The sequence below is a fragment of the Streptosporangium sp. G11 genome (assembly GCF_051192615.1).
Lineage (GTDB): Bacteria > Actinomycetota > Actinomycetes > Streptosporangiales > Streptosporangiaceae > Streptosporangium.
In genome coordinates this window covers 13,946-30,368 of record NZ_JBPJUQ010000013.1, presented here as the reverse complement: position 1 = coordinate 30,368, position 16,423 = coordinate 13,946, and the positions used below count along the sequence as shown (strand labels likewise).

General features: G+C 72.5%; 14 protein-coding genes. 4 read left to right on the top strand and 10 right to left on the bottom strand.

Going from position 1 to position 16,423, the window contains the following annotated elements:
* Positions 1 to 96: 96 nt before the first annotated feature.
* Together ACSDR0_RS15450 and ACSDR0_RS15445 are read right to left on the bottom strand one after the other, a co-directional pair.
* Positions 97 to 603: a DUF6912 family protein gene (locus ACSDR0_RS15450; protein ID WP_435289487.1), complete on the bottom strand. Its 507-nt coding sequence runs from the start codon at positions 601 to 603 to the stop codon at positions 97 to 99.
* 300 nt (positions 604 to 903) lie between these two features.
* Positions 904 to 1,548: an HAD family hydrolase gene (locus tag ACSDR0_RS15445; RefSeq protein WP_435289486.1), complete on the bottom strand. Its 645-nt coding sequence runs from the start codon at positions 1,546 to 1,548 to the stop codon at positions 904 to 906.
* 82 nt (positions 1,549 to 1,630) lie between these two features.
* On the opposite strand from ACSDR0_RS15445, the gene ACSDR0_RS15440 reads away from it, so the two are divergent.
* Positions 1,631 to 2,833, top strand: a complete 1,203-nt coding sequence (locus tag ACSDR0_RS15440) for an acyl-CoA dehydrogenase family protein (protein ID WP_435289485.1) — start codon at positions 1,631 to 1,633, stop codon at positions 2,831 to 2,833.
* A 455-nt stretch (positions 2,834 to 3,288) separates the two neighbouring features.
* On the opposite strand, the gene ACSDR0_RS15435 is transcribed toward ACSDR0_RS15440, so the two are convergent.
* Positions 3,289 to 4,299 (bottom strand): hypothetical protein, encoded by a 1,011-nt coding sequence (locus ACSDR0_RS15435; protein ID WP_435289484.1) that lies wholly within the window; start codon positions 4,297 to 4,299, stop codon positions 3,289 to 3,291.
* Between the two features lie 133 nt (positions 4,300 to 4,432).
* On the opposite strand from ACSDR0_RS15435, the gene ACSDR0_RS15430 reads away from it, so the two are divergent.
* The gene (locus ACSDR0_RS15430; protein WP_435289483.1) at positions 4,433 to 9,043 is read left to right on the top strand and encodes an HAD-IC family P-type ATPase; all 4,611 of its coding nucleotides are present in this window, start codon (positions 4,433 to 4,435) and stop codon (positions 9,041 to 9,043) included.
* A 66-nt stretch (positions 9,044 to 9,109) separates the two neighbouring features.
* The gene (locus tag ACSDR0_RS15425) at positions 9,110 to 9,235 is read left to right on the top strand and encodes a hypothetical protein (protein ID WP_435289482.1); all 126 of its coding nucleotides are present in this window, start codon (positions 9,110 to 9,112) and stop codon (positions 9,233 to 9,235) included.
* Between the two features lie 33 nt (positions 9,236 to 9,268).
* Here the strand turns inward: ACSDR0_RS15425 and ACSDR0_RS15420 are convergent, their stop codons facing one another.
* The 7 genes from ACSDR0_RS15420 to ACSDR0_RS15390 form a co-directional block, all read right to left on the bottom strand.
* Complete coding sequence (locus tag ACSDR0_RS15420) at positions 9,269 to 10,579, bottom strand: glycoside hydrolase family 3 protein (RefSeq protein WP_435289481.1); 1,311 nt, start codon at positions 10,577 to 10,579, stop codon at positions 9,269 to 9,271.
* 184 nt (positions 10,580 to 10,763) lie between these two features.
* On the bottom strand, positions 10,764 to 12,446 hold the full coding sequence (ptsP, locus tag ACSDR0_RS15415) for a phosphoenolpyruvate--protein phosphotransferase (RefSeq protein ID WP_435289480.1): 1,683 nt from the start codon (positions 12,444 to 12,446) through the stop codon (positions 10,764 to 10,766).
* The gene (locus tag ACSDR0_RS15410) at positions 12,443 to 12,700 is read right to left on the bottom strand and encodes an HPr family phosphocarrier protein (protein WP_435289479.1); all 258 of its coding nucleotides are present in this window, start codon (positions 12,698 to 12,700) and stop codon (positions 12,443 to 12,445) included. The genes ptsP and ACSDR0_RS15410 overlap by 4 nt, the downstream gene beginning before the upstream one ends.
* A 28-nt stretch (positions 12,701 to 12,728) precedes the next feature.
* Positions 12,729 to 13,448 (bottom strand): HAD family hydrolase, encoded by a 720-nt coding sequence (locus tag ACSDR0_RS15405; protein WP_435289478.1) that lies wholly within the window; start codon positions 13,446 to 13,448, stop codon positions 12,729 to 12,731.
* A 16-nt stretch (positions 13,449 to 13,464) separates the two neighbouring features.
* Positions 13,465 to 13,920 (bottom strand): PTS sugar transporter subunit IIA, encoded by a 456-nt coding sequence (locus ACSDR0_RS15400; RefSeq protein ID WP_435289477.1) that lies wholly within the window; start codon positions 13,918 to 13,920, stop codon positions 13,465 to 13,467.
* A 121-nt stretch (positions 13,921 to 14,041) separates the two neighbouring features.
* Entirely contained in the window at positions 14,042 to 14,278 is a 237-nt protein-coding gene (locus tag ACSDR0_RS15395; protein ID WP_329090552.1) for a PTS glucose/sucrose transporter subunit IIB, read from the bottom strand.
* 64 nt (positions 14,279 to 14,342) lie between these two features.
* Entirely contained in the window at positions 14,343 to 15,377 is a 1,035-nt protein-coding gene (locus tag ACSDR0_RS15390; RefSeq protein ID WP_435289476.1) for an SIS domain-containing protein, read from the bottom strand.
* 158 nt (positions 15,378 to 15,535) lie between these two features.
* Here ACSDR0_RS15390 and ACSDR0_RS15385 point away from each other — a divergent pair, with 158 nt between their 5' ends.
* On the top strand, positions 15,536 to 16,276 hold the full coding sequence (locus ACSDR0_RS15385; RefSeq protein WP_435289475.1) for a GntR family transcriptional regulator: 741 nt from the start codon (positions 15,536 to 15,538) through the stop codon (positions 16,274 to 16,276).
* Positions 16,277 to 16,423 lie beyond the last annotated feature (147 nt).

Here is a 16,423-nt window from a genome sequence, read left to right as displayed (position 1 = left end):
CGCGACGGGGGAATCGGCCCGCTCGCGGCACGGGGACTCCCCCGGGCTCCAGGTTTCGGGGGTACGGGCGCCGGGCTCCGGACGCGAGGGGAAAGGTCAGCCGACCAGGTCGGAGATCTCCTGGGTGGCGTACCACAGGAGCTCGTTGGCCTCGGCGCCGTCCACCGTGAAGCGGGCGTCGTCGTCGCCGCGGTCGGCCGCGGGCAGCGCGGCGAGGGCGGCCTCGACGTCCTCCACCGCCGACAGGTCGTCCACGTGGACCGCGGCGATCAATCCCAGCGGGACCGCCGCGGCGAGCCGCACCCGGGCGCGCTCCTCCAGGTCGACGCTCGCGCTCACGTCGCCCTCCGGTACGTCGACGGCGACGACCACCCGCCGCGCGGCGACCTCCACCCCGTCGACGCGGTCGGCGGCCAGCATCCGCAGGGAATCCCTGGCCGCCTCAGTCAGGGCGACGTACTCCAGTTCCTCGGTGTCACCCGAGGCGTACCACTCGATCAACGCGGGGGTCACCGCGTAACCGTTCAGCGGGGCCGGGCCGAGCTCCCCCACGGTGACCACGCGGGCCAGCGCCGGGAGCGTACACGGCAGGTACACGCGCATCCATGCCTCGATCTATCTCTCCGACATCGGCGCCGGTTCGGCGCCGATTCACGCATCGAGTGTGCCAGTACCCGCGCCCTCCGGTGCTACCGCCCGCGCGAAGCGACACGATCCGGAGGCGGCGCCCGGCGGCAGGGCCTCGGCACGGAGGATGCGAACGGGCGAAGACCGACGGGACAGGACAACGAGATCACGAACGGACAAAGATGGATGGGCCAGGAAAGCGAGATCACGAACGGGCGAAGACGGACAGGTCGGCGAAGCGGGATCGAGAACGAACGAGGAGACGGGCGGGACAGGTCAGCGGAGCGGGATCCGGAACAGGGTCTCCAGTTCGGTGATGGTCAGCTCGGGGTCGCGGTGGTGCACGCCGACGATGCCGAGCTGCCGGGCGGCCTCGATGTTGGCCTCGATGTCGTCGACGAACACGCACTCCTGTCCGGTCAGGCCGATCCTGCCGAGCGCGTGCTCGAAGATCCTCGGCTCGGGCTTGCGCATGCCGATCTCCCCCGAGATGACGACCTCGTCGAAGACGTCCTCCCAGCCCTCACGGGGATACTCGTTCGCCCAGGAGTTGGAGAGCAGGCAGGTGCGCACCCCCGCGGCGCGGGCCTCACGGAGCATCTCGTACATCGGCTCGACCCGGTGGAAGCGGGAGAACATCCTGGTCAGCAGCCCCTCGGCGATCGGCGGCACGCCGTCCGTCGTGATCAGCCTGGCCGCCAGGTCACGTTCGAAGTCCAGGCCGGAGATCTCCCCGCGCTCCAGGGCGTGGATGGTGTTCTCGCCGTTCTCCGAGTTCTCGTACGCGCGGATGACGAGCTCGCGCATCACCTGCCGGTAGTGGGCCTCGTCGAGCCTCTCGGCGACGATCCACTCGGCGATCGCCTCGGCAAGACCGACGGTGAGCACGCCACCCCAGTCGATCAACACGCCCTTCAGCATCTCTCCTCCTTGATGGAACGGGTTCCAGGGTAGGCGTGGACCGGTGGACGGCCGAAGAAGGGGTGGTGCCAAACTGGCCGCCATGGACTTCGCGCTCAGCGACACGGCGCAGGAATACCTCGCCAATCTGACCGATTTCATGGCTGCCCACGTGTACCCGGCGGAGCCGGTCTACCACGCGTGGCGCCAGACCCGGGGACACGACAGTCACGAGCTGCCACCGGTGGTGGAGGAACTCAAGGCCGAGGCGCGCTCGCGCGGTCTCTGGAACCTGTTCCTGCCCGCCGAGTCGGGCATGTCGGTGCTCGACTACGCCAGCCTGGCCGAGGTGACCGGCCGCTCCATCGACCTCGCTCCCGAGGCGCTGAACTGCGCCGCCCCCGACACCGGGAACATGGAGGTCCTGCACATGTTCGGCTCGCCCGAGCAGCGGGACCGGTGGCTCAAGCCCCTGCTCTCCGGCGAGATCCGTTCGGCGTTCGCGATGACCGAACCCGCAGTGGCCTCCAGCGACGCCACCAACATCGCCACCTCCATCAGGCTCGACGGCTCCGAGTACGTCGTCAACGGCCGCAAGTGGTTCATCACCGGTGTGGCCGACCCGCGCTGCGAGATTCTGATCGTGATGGGCAAGACCGACCCCGACGGCCCCCCGCACCGCCAGCAGTCGATGATCCTGGTCCCGATGGACACACCGGGCGTCGAGGTCGTACGTCATCTGCCGCTCTTCGGCTACCAGGAGCAGCACGGACACTCCGAGATCGTCTTCACCGACGTCCGGGTGCCCGCCTCGAACCTCATCGCGGAAGAGGGGGACGGCTTCCGTATCGCCCAGGCACGTCTCGGTCCCGGGCGCATCCATCACTGCATGCGCGCCATCGGCATGGCCGAGCGCGCCCTGGAGCTGATGTGCACCCGTGCCGCCAACCGGGTGGCCTTCGGCCAGACGCTGGCGCAGCAGGGTGTGGTGCAGCAGCAGATCGCCGAGTCGCGGCTGGCCATCGAGCAGGCCAGGCTGCTCACCCTGAAGGCCGCCTGGATGATTGACACGGTCGGCGTGAAGGCGGCCGCCTCGGAGATCTCCGCCATCAAGGTCGTCGCCCCGAGGATGGCGTGCGAGGTCATCGACCGCGCCATCCAGGTCCACGGCGGCATGGGCCTGTCCGACGACGTCCCGCTCGCGGCGATGTACGCGCAGGCCCGCGCGATGCGCATATTCGACGGCCCCGACGAGGTTCACATCCGCACCGTGGCCCGCCGCGAGCTCAAGCCGTACCTCTCCTAGAACGTCCGGGAACGAAGGCGAGCGGTCCGACAGCGCGGAGATTCCTCCCCCAACATCCGATTCAACGGCCGTTACGCGTTTCGCGGCCCTAATACGAGGAAGATTACGAGAATGGCACTCGGGCCATATAACCGCACGTAGAAGGCATGATCGACCTCCTGCGGGCTCCATTTGCAACCTTCCCTCGGTTCCCATTGAGGAGGGATCATGGCAGTAGCTCAGACGAGCCGGTCACGCGCCCGTACGGCGCAGAGACCGACCACACCCGCAACGTCCACAACCCATGCCCAGGCAGGCAGGAAACAGGACGGCAACTCGCTCACGCTCAACCTTCCGATGTTGACCGTGCAGCTGCGGCCTCCGCATGTTCACATGCCGCACGTCAGCAGGCAGGAGGCGGGACAGGCCGTCGACGCGGCCAAGTCGTTCCTTCCGCCTGCCGAGCGCCTCGCCTATTACGGAGGACTCGGCGCGCTCGCGGTGGCGGGGTTGCTCGAATGGCCGGTAGCGGCGGCCATCGGGGTCGGAACGCTGATCGCGCAGCGCGCGCGTGGGGGCGGCCGAGCGCCGAGCCCGGCTTCCAGGCCCTCGATGTCCGCATCCGGAGGCCCCACGTCTCGGACGACGCCCGCATCCCGTACGGGTGCGTCCGCGTCACGCACCGCCTCCCGGGCCGCGGGTGCCGCGACCCGCGCGGCGGGCACCGCCGCGGCACGCACCGCGGGGGCGGCCTCTCGGACGGCCGGGGCCGCGGCACGCGCCGCGGACACCGTGTCCCGCGCGGCGGGCACCGCCGCCTCCCGGGCGGCCGGAGCCACGTCACGGACCCGGAGCACGACATCCCGGGCGACCGGCGCGGCCTCACGCACCAAGACCGCGACATCCCGCACCACGGGCGCCAAGACCCGCGCGACGGGCACCGGATCCCGGGCGACCGGGGCCGCGGCCCGCACCACGGGTGCCGCGACCCGCGCGACCGGCGCGACCTCACGGGCGAAGACCCCGGCCTCACGCACCAAGAGCGCGACATCCCGCACCGCGGGTGCCGCGACCCGCGCAGCGGGCACCACCGCCTCCCGGGCGGCCGGAGCCACGTCCCGCGCCGCGGGTGCCGTGTCCCGCGCGGCGGGTACCACCGCTTCGCGGGCGGCCGGAGCCGCGTCACGGACCCGGAGCGCGACATCCCGGGCGACCGGCGCGACCTCACGGGCGAAGAGCCCGGCCTCACGCACCACGGGCACCGGAACCGCGTCACGCACCAGGGGCACCACGACCCGCGCGACCGGAACGACCTCGCGCACCCGCGGCACCACGTCACGCACCACGGGTGCCACGAGCCGGGCGACGGGCACCGGATCCCGGGCGACGACGTCCACCTCGCGGGCCGCGACCGCGTCCCGATCCACGAAATCCGCACCGAGGACCACGAGGCCCACGTCACGGGCTTCGGCGTCCACTTCTCGCACCGCGGGCTCCGCCTCCCGTTCGAGGGGTTCGGCCCGCGGGACATCGTCCAAGTAATCGCAGCGATGGGGCCGATCAGGCCACGCGTGACCAACGGCCTGATCGGCCCCGTCATCTTGTCTGCCGGAGATCTGAATGTTCGTGCCCCGCCTGCTGTCTGTTCCCGCGGAAACCCTCTGGAGCGTCGTGCCCGGCGCGATCAAGGTCGTACCCGACGCGGTCAGGAACGCCCTGCCGCGTTCGCGGGGAAAACGGATCTGTCCCGGAGGGCTCCATGTCGATCTGCGCGTGATCGGCGCTCCGGGCAGCGAGCCGAAGGCCCGGCGGCTGGAGAACGCGCTGCTGAAGCTGGAGGGGGTCGAGCGGGCGGAGGTCAACGGTGTCCTCGGCTCCGTCTTCGTGGGGTGCGAGCCGGCACTGATCAACCTGGAGAAGCTGCTGACGATCGTCGAGGCGCTCGACGGCGACGGTGGGGACGACGATGACGACGACCTGACCGACGACATCGCCGAGGGTCTGGAGGAGGCCGTCGAAGACGAGGTCACCGAGGACGAGGACGCGGAAGAGGACATCGAGGCCGGCGAGGCCTCATCTCCGGAGGCGGGATTCCTCGCCTCCAAGCTGGCGGAGCACCACACCGCCAGGCTGGTGGAACAGCACGCCCGTGCCGGCATGCGGCTCGGCGCGAGCCTGATCGGGGCGGGCGTGGCGTTCGCCGGGCGAGCGATACATGTGCCGCCGATCCCCCCGATCGTTCCCGCGCTGCTGGGCCTGGCCGAGTCCACCCCGAGAGTCCGCGACGAGCTGGAACGCCGCATCGGCGGTCCCGCCACCGTCACCCTGTTCACGACGGCGAACATCGTCACCCACACGCTGGCGCTGCGCCGGGTGGGGATGCTCGTCCAGTCGGTCACCGCCGCCAGCCGCTACATCGAGGCGCGCGAGACGCGGCGATCCTGGGAGGCGCGCCAGCACGAACTGGCGTCGGGAAAGGGCTCCTACCGGCATATCCGCACGCCCAGGAGGCCCCGTCCCGCGCCGATGGCCTACAGCCCCGTGGAGCGGTTCGAGCGCGTCGGGGCCCCGGTGGCGGCGGGCGCCTCCGGGCTGGCGTACCTTCTCGAGAACCGGGAGCGTGCCGTCGCCGTGCTCACCGCGACGACGCCCAAGGCCGCGAAGCTGGGCCGTGAGTCCTTCGCCTGCGCGATCGGGCGTGCCATGGCGAGGCGCGGGGCGGTCGTTCTCAACAACCGCGCCCTGCGCCGCATGGACGGCATCGACACCGTCATCCTCGACGCCGGCGTACTCGGCACGGGGTCGTGGGAGATCGACCGCGTCATTCCCCTCGGGGGCCTGGACTCCGTGAACGGCGAGGGCCTCGACGGCTTGCGCGCACGGCTCCGCACCCTGATCGACGTCGACGACCCGGACGCGCGGCGGGAACACGACACGTGGAAGGCCGAGCCCCTGGCAGGTCCGGCCGGGCTCGTCACAGAGGACGCCGCGGACTGGGAGGCCCGGGGGGTCCGGGCCGTCCGCGTGACAAGGAAGGGCGTTCCCGCCGCCCTGGTCGGCATGGCGCCGGGGGTCGACCCGCTGGCCGACGCGATCGTCGCCGCGGCCAAGGGCGCGTGCGCCGTGGCGCTCGCGGGAGGCGACACGGCACTCGGCCTGCGGCTCGGCATCGATGAGATCGTGCCGGGCGGTTCCCGGCTGGCCCGGTCGATCCGCGCGCTCCAGGCGGAGGGCCACGGGGTCGCCGTGGTGTCGGAGCGCCGCATGGCCGCGCTGGCCCAGGCCGACCTGGGCATCGGCGTGCTGCGAGGCTCGGGCCGGGTGCCCTGGGACGCGGACGTGCTCGCCGAGCTTGAGGAGGTCCACCTGCTCCTGAGCTGCCTGGCACCGGCGAGGAGGACGAGCGAGCGGTGCGTGTGGCTCACCGCCGCGGGGAACGCCACCGGAGGCGCGCTGGCGGCCCTCGGGCCATCGGAGGAGTCGCAGCACAAGGCCCATCTCGCGAGTAGCTGCACGTCGATGGCCACCCTCGTCACGGGCGAGTGGGCGGGCCGGCACGCAGGGCGGGAAACCCCGCCGATCCGGATCGACCGGACCCCCTGGCACGCGATGCCGACCAAGGAGGTGCTGGCCCTGCTGGGCTCGTCGTCCAGCGGGATCAGCGAGGCCGAGGCCGCGCGGCGCAGGTCCTCAACGGGATCGGGGGAGCCGCAGGGCCCGGAATCGCTGCTCCGCGTGTCCGCGAAGGAGCTGGCCAACCCGCTGACCCCCGTCCTGGCCGCGGGGGCGGGCCTGTCGGCCATGGTCGGCTCGATCTCCGATTCGGTGATGATAGGCACGGTCGTGGCCGCCAACGCGCTCATCGGAGGGGGCCAGCGCTACACCGCCGACCGGGCGCTGCACCGCCTGACCGAGGCGGTGGCGGTCCCCGTGCGGCTGCGCCGCCCCCACGAGAAGGCGAGTGCCCCTCGCTCTCCCAAGCGCGGCGGGCACGAGAAGGCGGGCGCCGCCCGCCCTCACGAGCAGGCGAGCGCGACCGTCGAGGACCTCGTACCCGGCGATGTGATCGAGCTGCGCGCGGGCGACACCGTGCCGGCCGACTGCCGCGTGCTCAAGGCGGTGGGGCTGGAGATCGACGAGGCCGCCCTGACCGGCGAGTCGCAGCTCGTCACCAAGTCACCCGAGCCCGTCAACGCGCCCGCCATCGCCGACCGGACCTCGATGGTCTACGAGGGGACGACGGTGGCGGCCGGCAGCGGGCTGGCCGTGGTGGTCGCGGCGGGCGAGGCGACCGAGACGGCCAGGACCGCCAGGCTCGCCGCGGAGGAGCCTCCGGTCTCGGGCGTGCGGCTGCGGTTGCGGGAGCTGAGCCGGCGGGTCCTCCCGGTCGCGGTCGGATCGGGCGTCGTCCTGCTGGCCGCCGACCTGCTGCGCGGCAGTTCCGCGCCGCAGGCGCTCGCGCCGGCGGTGAGCCTCGCCGTCGCCGCCGTGCCCGAGGGGCTGCCGTTCGTCGCCTCGGTCGCGGAGCTCGCCTCCGCGCGGCGGCTGTCGACCCGCAACACCCTGGTGCCCAACCCCTCCACGATCGAGGCCCTCGGCCGGGTGAACGTCCTCTGCTTCGACAAGACGGGAACCCTCACCGAGGGGCGCATCAGCCTGCGGTGCGTCTCGGACGTGCAGGACGAGCGCACCGTGGAGGACCTGACGCCCGAGCTGAGGCACATCGTGGCCGCGGGGATGCGCGCGTGCCCGCGGCACGACGAGGGGCGGCCCATCCCGCATCCCACCGACCGCGCCGTGCTGAAAGGGGCCGAGCGGCTGGGCGTGACCGAGAAGGGGACCGGAAGCTGGGAACGGGTGGACGAGCTTCCCTTCGAGCCGGGACGCGGCTATCACGCCGTGCTCGGCAAGGGCGACTCGGGCCCGCTGCTGAGCGTCAAGGGCGCCCCCGAGGTCGTGGTCACCCGTTGCACGTCCATCCTCCGCGACGGCCAGGTGGTCCCTCTCGCGGGCCACCTCGTGGCGGAGATCGAAAAGGAGCTCGACCAGCTCGCCCGGCAGGGCTACCGGGTGCTCGCGGTCGCGGAGCGCCCCGCCTCCGACCGCCGCGATCTCGACGAGTCCCGCATCCAGGACCTGTGCTTCCTCGGATTCCTCGGCCTGGCCGACCCGGTGCGGCCCACGGCCGCGGAGAGTGTCGGCCGCCTCACGCGGGCGGGCGTACACGTTGTCATGATCACGGGCGACCATCCGAGCACGGCGGAGGCGATCGGCGTCGAGCTGAACGTGCTCAACGGCGGGCAGATCATGACGGGGCCCGAGCTGGACGAAATGGACGACGACACCCTGGTGGAGGCCCTGCCGGAGGTGACGGTCTTCGCCAGGACCACCCCGGCGCACAAGGCGCGAATCGTCAGCTGCCTGCGCCGGACCGGCAAGGTCGTCGCGGTCACCGGCGACGGCGCCAACGACGCCCCCGCGATCCGGGTCGCGGACGTGGGGATCGCCCTGGGGTCCCGCGCCACCCCGGCGGCGCGGACGGCGGCCGACATCGTCGTGACCGACGACCGCATCGAGACGATCGTCGACGCGATCATCGAGGGCAGGGCCATGTGGAGCTCGGTCCGCGACGCCCTCAGCATCCTGCTCGGCGGCAACATCGGCGAGATCGTCTTCGCGGTCGGGTCCAGCCTGATCAGCGGCGGGAACGTGCTGAACGCCCGGCAGCTGCTGCTGGTCAACCTGCTCACCGACATGCTGCCCGCGATGGCGGTCGCCTCCCGGCCCCCGACGGCGACCAGCCCGGAGAAGCTGCTGGAGGAGGGCCCGGAGGCCTCGCTGGGAGCCTCCCTGACCCGCGACATCTACCTGCGCGCCGCCACCACGGCGAGCGCGGCGGGCGCGGCCTGGGCGATCGGCCGGATGACCGGTACGCGCGGGCGGGCGGACACGATGGGGCTGGTCGCGCTCGTGGCGTCGCAGCTGCTGCAGACCCTGGCCCTGGGCAGCCGGGACCGCCTGGTCGTGCTGGCCTCGCTCCTGTCCCTCCTCATCCTGGGCATGTCGGTCTCGGTTCCGGGGCTCTGCCGGTTCTTCGGCTGCCACCCTCTCGGGCCCGTGGGATGGACCATCGCCCTGGGAAGCGCGGCCACCACGACGGCCGCCGGGGTGGCGATCCAGGCCTCGACCCGGAAGGTGTCACCGAACGTTCACCAAACAGTAACCTCATAACGGATGACTTGTACTCGTTTAGTATGAATCATCACCTTAAGCACTCCTTCTGCCTGTGAGGTTTCTATGTCCGGTTTCATCTCCACCGTGCTCGCCAAGGCGGCCGTCATGCTCATCGAGGCCCTGCTCACGCGCATCATCCAGTCGCTCGTCGTCTCGCTGGCCAGGACCGGCAACCTCCAGGTCGCCTGATCGGACCCCGCGGTACGGATCCCCGGGCCCCCTTCAGCGGGCCCGCGAGGTGATGAGCCGGGCGACCTTGAGGTGCTCGGCCGAGCGGAGCACCCGCTCGGCCTTCGCCGGGTCGGCGACCGGCGCCCTGTTCAGCAGGCCACGAGCGGCCTTCATCGTCAGCAGTCGCCGGACGGACTGGTCGAGCCGCGCCTTGGAGATCTTCCCGGACGCCACGGCCGCCAGCAGCGCCCGCTGGGCCTCGCGATAGTCCGGCGGCATGAGCAGCAGGTCCACCCCGGCCAGGATCGCCCGTACCGCGACCTCCCCGTCCCCGTACTTCTTGCGCACTCCCGCCATGTCCAGCGCGTCGGTCGAGACGACCCCGTCGAAGCCGAGCTTCTCGCGGAGCAGCCCCGTCAGGATCGGCTTGGAGAGGGTGGCGGGGTCCCCCGAGGGATCAAGCCTCGGCATGACGACGTGCGCGCTCATGATCGCGTCGACGTCCTTGCCGATGGCGGCGGCGAACGGCGGAGCGTCCAGCCTGTCCCACTGGGACCGGGAATGCTTGATCACCGGCAGGCCGGTGTGGCTGTCGACACCGGTGTCGCCGTGGCCGGGAAAGTGCTTGGCCGTGGCCCCGATCCCCGCGTCGTGGAAGCCCTCGACGGCGGCGGCGACCATCGGCGCCACCTTCTTCGGATCCGAGCCGTACGCGCGCGGGCCGATCACCGGGTTGCGCGGGTTGAGGTTGACGTCGGCGACGGGCGCGAAGTCGAGGTTGACGCCCAGGGCGCGCAGCTCGGTGCCCGTCACCTCGGCGGCCCGGCGGGCCAGCGAGATGTCGCGGGTCGCGCCGATGACCGACGCCCCGGGAAGAGGGGTGACCAGCGGGGCGAGGCGGGAGACCTTGCCGTTCTCCTGGTCCGTGCCGATCAGCAGCGGGATCTCGGGCGACGCCTTCTGCAGCCCGTTGGTCAGCGCCACGACCTGCCGGACGCTCTTGACGTTGCCCGCCCAGGGGAAGATGATCACCCCGCCGGGGCGGTAACGGGCGATCATCTTCGCCGGGGTGTCCACCCCGAACCGCGCCTGGTTCTCCCCCGACGACGTGTCGGCCGACAGGCCGTACAGCACGGGCATGAAAAGCTGGCCGACCTTCTCCTCCACGCTCATCGAGGCGAGCACGTCCTCCACCCCCGGTGCCTCCGCCGTCGCGGAGGCCGCGGGGGGAGCGGACTCCGCGGGGGTCTCCGGGGTCCCCGCCGGTGCCGCCGCGTCGGCGCTCGCCGAGGTCTCCCCCGCCCTCGTGGCACCGGACGCGGGCGGAGCGGTCCTGCCCGCCTCGGCACATCCGGCCGCCATCGTCGCGATCAATGCGATACCCGTAACACCTGTCCACCGAGCCATGCCGCTTACGCTATCCGGGCCCGCACCCCGCTGCCCGCGTACGCGGCCGGTCACCTTCGACCACACGCGCCCCACCGGCGAGGCCCCTGCGGCGCGTCCCGGCCCGTACGCCACTTCCCTCGAAGGAGGATCGCCCACGTCAGAGGGCCAGACCGGACAGGCCGGGCAGGTGGGAGCGCGCCTCGGCGCGCGCGTCCTCCGGGGAGGCGGCGGCCCGCGCGGCGGCGGCGGCGAGGTGACACTGCCGCCGCGTGTGGCGCGACAGCGCGGCCCGTACGGCGGGCAGCGCCGGGGCGGACATCGACAGCGAGGTGACCCCGAGCCCGACGAGCACGCAGGCGAGGGCCGGATCGGCCGCGGCCTCGCCACAGGCCCCGCACGGCCTCCCGCGCGCGGCGGCGCCCGCCGCCGCCAGGGCGACCAGGTCGAGCAGGGCGGGCTGCCAGGCGTCCTGGAGCCCGGTCAGCGCGCCCAGCTGCCGGTCGGCGGCCAGGGCGTACTGGGCCAGGTCGTTGGTGCCGATGGAGAAGAAGGCCGCCCGGACGGCCAGGTCGGAGGCGCGCAGGGCCGCCGACGGGATCTCGATCATCACTCCCGCCGACGGCAGCCCCGCCGCGTCGCAGGCGTCGGCGAACCAGGCGGCCTCCTCGGCGGTGGCCACCATCGGCGCCATCACCTGAAGCCTCGCCGACGAGCGGGAGGCCGCCGCGGCCAGGGCGGCGAGCTGGGTGTCCATGATCTCCGGGTGGGTCCTGAACAGCCTCGCCCCGCGCTCTCCCAGCGCGGGGTTGGGCTCGTACGCTCCCGGCGGCAGGAAGGCGAGGGGCTTGTCCGCTCCCGCGTCGAGGGTCCGCACGATCACCCTGCCACCGGGAAAGGCGTCCAGCACCTCCAGGTAGGCGGCCTCCTGCTCCTCCGCGGAGGGCGCCTCGTCCCTGTCGAGGAAGAGGAACTCGGTCCGGTAGAGGCCGACCCCCTCGGCCCCGTGCTCCAGCGCGGCGGCCACGTCGCGCGGCCCGCCGATATTGGCGAGCAGCGGCACGGCGTGCCCGTCGGCGGTCGTGCCCGGCCCCGTGGCGGAGGTCGGCGCGGCCTCCCTCGCCGCGGCGGCGTCGCGCGCCTCGAGCACCTCGTCGTCGGAGGGCGCGGGCCGTACGAGACCGGAGGCCCCGTCGACCAGCACCCGCGTCCCCGGCGTGATCGAGGTCGCCCCCGGGCAGGCCACCACGGCCGGCACCCCCATCGCGCGGGCCAGGATCGCGGTGTGGCTGGTCGGGCCGCCCTGCTCGGTGACGAAGGCCGCCACCACATCCGCGGACAGCAGCGCCGTGTCGGCGGGCGCCAGGTCACGGGCGACGAGGACGTACGGCTGCCCGGTGCCCGCGGGCACGCCGGGCGCGGGCCGGCCCTCGATCACCGCGATGGCCCGGTCCCTGACGTCGTCCAGGTCGGCGACGCGCTCCGCGAGGTATCCCCCGGCGGCGGCGAGCATGTCGCGGTAGTGGCCGAACGCCTCGTAGACCGCGCGGGCCGCGGCGGTGCCGGCCTGGACCAGCTTGGCCACCCCGTCCGCCAGGCCGGGATCGCGGGCCATCATGGCCTGCGCCTCCAGGATCTCCCTGCCCGCGCCACCGGCGAGGATCCCCCGCTCCTCCAGGTCGGCGGCGACCCGCTCCAGCGCCCGCCCGGCCACGGCCAGCTCCGCGGCGGCGTCCCCGCCGTGCCGGGAGTCCGGAGCCGGGACGATCGCCTCGTACGCGAGCACGTGGGCGGGACCGACACCGACGCCGGGGCTCACCCCCACCCCGGTGAGCGGGCTCACGGCGCCGACGCGATGCCGGCCAGCTGGTCGAGAAGCTCGTCGGCTCCTTCTCCCTCCGCTCTGATCACCACCGTGTCGCCCTCCCTGACATCGAGCGAGAGGACCGACAGGATGCTCTTGGCGTTCACCGGCTCGCCCCTCCCCTTGGCGACGGTGACGTCCAGGGACGCCTTGGCCGCCGTCTGGACGAACGTCGCAGCGGGCCGGGCGTGCAGGCCGACCTCCGACTTGACGATGACTTGGCGCTCGGCCACGTGTTCCTCCCGGGAGTCGTCCCGCGGTCTAGACCGCGGGGTCGTTGGTGGTCGACAGGGGCCAGGCGACCCCTGTCAGATCGGCGACCACGAGATCGGCCCCGGCCAGCTCAGTGCCCGCGTGCGTGGTCGCTATACCCACGCACGCCATACCCGCCGCCTTGGCCGCCGTGATCCCGGCGATCGAATCCTCGAACGCCACACAGTGTGCCGGATCGACCGACAGGCGTGCGGCGGCGAGGAGGAACCCCTCGGGGTCTGGCTTGCCCACGACGACGTCGTGGGCGGACACGATCGTCTCCAGCAGGTCGCGAATGCCGACCTGCGCCAGCCGCTCCTCCGCCCAGTCACGGCCCGCGGAGGTGACGACCGCGACCGGCGAGCCGTACTCCGAGACCCTGCGGACCAGCTCGGCGGCGCCGGGAACCGGCACGATGTCGGGCAGGCCGGGATGGTCCTGGAAGGAGAAGACCTCCTCGATCAGGTCGTCGATCCGCTTGCCCGGGAAGAGATGTGCGCTCTCCGTCAGGACGTCGCGCCCGCGCCGTCCCATGAACCCGCGCAGCACGACCTCGTCGTGGACCACCCCGTGGCTGTCGAGCAGCATCGACCACATGGCCATGCTCCGCCGCTCGGTGTTGATCAGCGTCCCGTCGAGATCGAAGAGCGCCGCCTTCACGGGCGGTTTCACCGTCTTGCCCACCTGTGTCCCCCACTCTCGGCTCTGCGGCCGGTGCTTCATGGTCATCGGTCCTCGCGAGCCCTCAGGCCGGATCGCTCCACTCGAAAAGCTCGTCACCGGCGTCGACACTCCCCGTGGCGAGGCCGGTGACGGCGTTCGCGGCGGCGTCCAGCGCGACGACCGGGCAGATCGGGTAGCGCCCGCCCGCCTCGATCCCGGCCGGATCCCACGCCACCACCGGCTGCCCGGCGCTCACCCGGTCGCCCTCGGCGGCCAGCGGCTCGAAGCCCTCGCCCCTGAGCTCGACCGTGTCGATGCCCAGGTGGACGAGGACCCCCCGGCCGTCGTCGCCGACGACCACGAACGCGTGCGGGTGCAGCTTGACGATGGTGCCCGCGATGGGGGAGAGCACCGGGCCGGGCGCCCTGTCCGGCTCGATCGCCATGCCGGGCCCGACCAGCCCCTCGGAGAAGACCGGGTCGGGCACCGAGCCGAGCCGCACGGCCAGCCCCGCGACCGGTGCCAGAACTGTGGTCACCGTACCCCCCTCGGCATGCCGCCGCCCGCGAGGACGGCCCTTCGCGCCCAGGCCGCCCGCCCGTGTCGTCCGGGCACGCCCCCGTCCCTGTCGGCCCCTGCCGGCCCTGATCGGCACGTGTTCAGCCCATGATGTCCTCGATGTCGCTGGCGATCGTGTCGGCCTCGGGGCCCACCACCACCTGGACGACGTTGCCCGCCGCCATCACGCCGTGCGCGCCGGCCGCCCGCAGGGCCGCCTGGTCGACCTTGGAGGCGTCGCGCACCTCGGTGCGGAGCCGGGTGATGCACGGTTCGATCTCGATGATGTTGTCCGCACCACCGAGTCCAGCGATGATCGCGTCGGCGTCGGCCGCCATGTCGCCCTCCAGATGTGATCACCCTGTTCCCAGGGCAATGACCAGGCTAAAGGACATGTCGCGATCAGTCGGTCTGGGTCACCTTGTTGAGACCGCGCGGAGCGTCGGGGTCGATGCCCAGCCTGCGCGCGAGCGCCTCGGTGAGCAGCTGGCCGGGGACGATGAGGCCCAGCGGGGCGACCCACTCGGGAAGGTCGGGGCCGTTCAGCGCGGCGGTGGAGACCGAGGAGAGCGCGGTGCCGCCGCCGACCGTGTAGGCCGAGGCGCCCGCGCCGGTCACCCGCTCGGCGAGCGCCACGGTGCCGGCCAGGGTCGGGCCCTCGCCCGCCGCGACCAGGATGGCCGGGGTGTCCTCGTCGACCACGGCGATCGGGCCGTGCAGCAGGTCGGCGTACGACAGGCCCATGGCGTGCAGGTAGCACGCCTCCTTGAGCTTGAGCGCGAGCTCCAGCGCGGTGGAGAAGGCCAGTCCCCGCCCGGAGACCACGACGCCCGGCTTGTCGGCCAGGCCCTCGACGATCGCCTCCAGGTCGCCCGGGTCGCCGACCAGCTTCTCGACCGCGTCCGGCACCCGCTGCAGGTCCGCAGCGTCGACGTCGGCGCCGAGACCGAGGGCCAGCACGGCGAGCGCGGCGAGCTGGGTGGTGTAGGTCTTGGTGGCCGGGACGGCCTTCTCCTCGCCCGCGACCGTGCACAGGGCGAGGTCCGCGGCCTGGGCCAGGGGGCTCTGCTCGCCGCCGTTGGTGATGGCCACGGTCCTGGCGCCGCAGTCCTTCGCCCAGATGAGGGTCTCGACGATCTCCTCGGTCCGGCCCGACTGGGAGAGGGCGACGGCCAGCACGCCGTTGAGGTCCAGCTTGCGCCGGTAGGTCGTGGCGATCGAGGGAGCGGCGAGAGTGGAGAGTCTGCCCGTGTGCGCCTCGGCCAGGTAACGGCCGTAGACTGCGGCGTTGTCGGAGGTGCCGCGGGCGACGAACAGCAGCTGGCGGGTCTGCCCCGCGAGCCGCTCCACCTCTCCGACCCTGGGGAGGAGGGCGTCGAGCGTGGCTCGCAACGCGGCGGGCTGCTCGGCGATCTCGCTGCGCATCTTGGTCGTCATCTCGCGCTCATCCTTCGGTTCGGACGGACGAGACCGGGCCGTTATCGATCCGTCTCCGGTCCGTACGTTGACACCCTTTTCCGGCCTGTGGTCTAGTCCGGACTAGACCAGTACGAACCATAACTCATCAGTCATTCCAGATCGAGGGGGGAGGTCCTGTGGCCCAGATCGATCCGGACAGTCCCGTGCCCAAGTACTTCCAGCTGCGGGAAATCCTGCTCGACCTCATCGAGAACAACGAGCTGGCGATCGGCACGGCGATCCCGTCCGAGCGCGAGCTCTGCCAGCGCTTCGGGCTGTCCCGCATGACCGTGCGGCAGGCCGTGGACCACCTGGTCTCCGAGGGCAGGCTCCAGCGGGTGGCGGGCAAGGGCACCTTCGTGGCCCGCCCCAAGATCGAGATGTCCCTGCGGCTGACCTCCTTCAGCGACGAGATGCGCACCAGGGGCATGGAGCCCGGCTCCCGCGACCTGGATCGGCGCGTGGTCAGGGCCAGCGCCCACCTGGCCAGGGAACTCGGCATCCAGCCCGGCGACGAGGTTCACTTCATCGAGCGACTGCGGACCGCGGCCGACGAGCCCATGTGCATCGAGCGGGCCCACATCCCCGTCTCCCTCGCGCCCGACCTCGACACCCACGACCTGACGGGCCGATCCCTCTACGCCCTCCTGGAGACCCGCTACGGCCTGGTGCTCGACGCCGGGGAGCTCACCATCGACGGCGGCATCGCCGACCCCGGGGACGCCGACCTGCTGAAGCTGCCGCGCGGCGGGGCCGTGCTGCTGCTCCAGCGGCGCTCCTTCGCGGGAGGCGTCTGCGCCGAACTCGGGGTGTCCACCTATCGCGCCGACCGCTACCAGCTCCGTACGATCCTGGAGATACCGGCCCGCCGCGCCTGACCCCGCCCGCCCCGACCACGTCGTCCCGCCCACCGCGCCCGTTTCGGCCGCATCCCGGCCCCGCACCGCCGCCGTCACATCCCGTCCAGCCCCGCGCGACCGCCCCCTTCGCCGCCCTCCTCCCTCCCAGCCCCTGGAGGAAAGCCC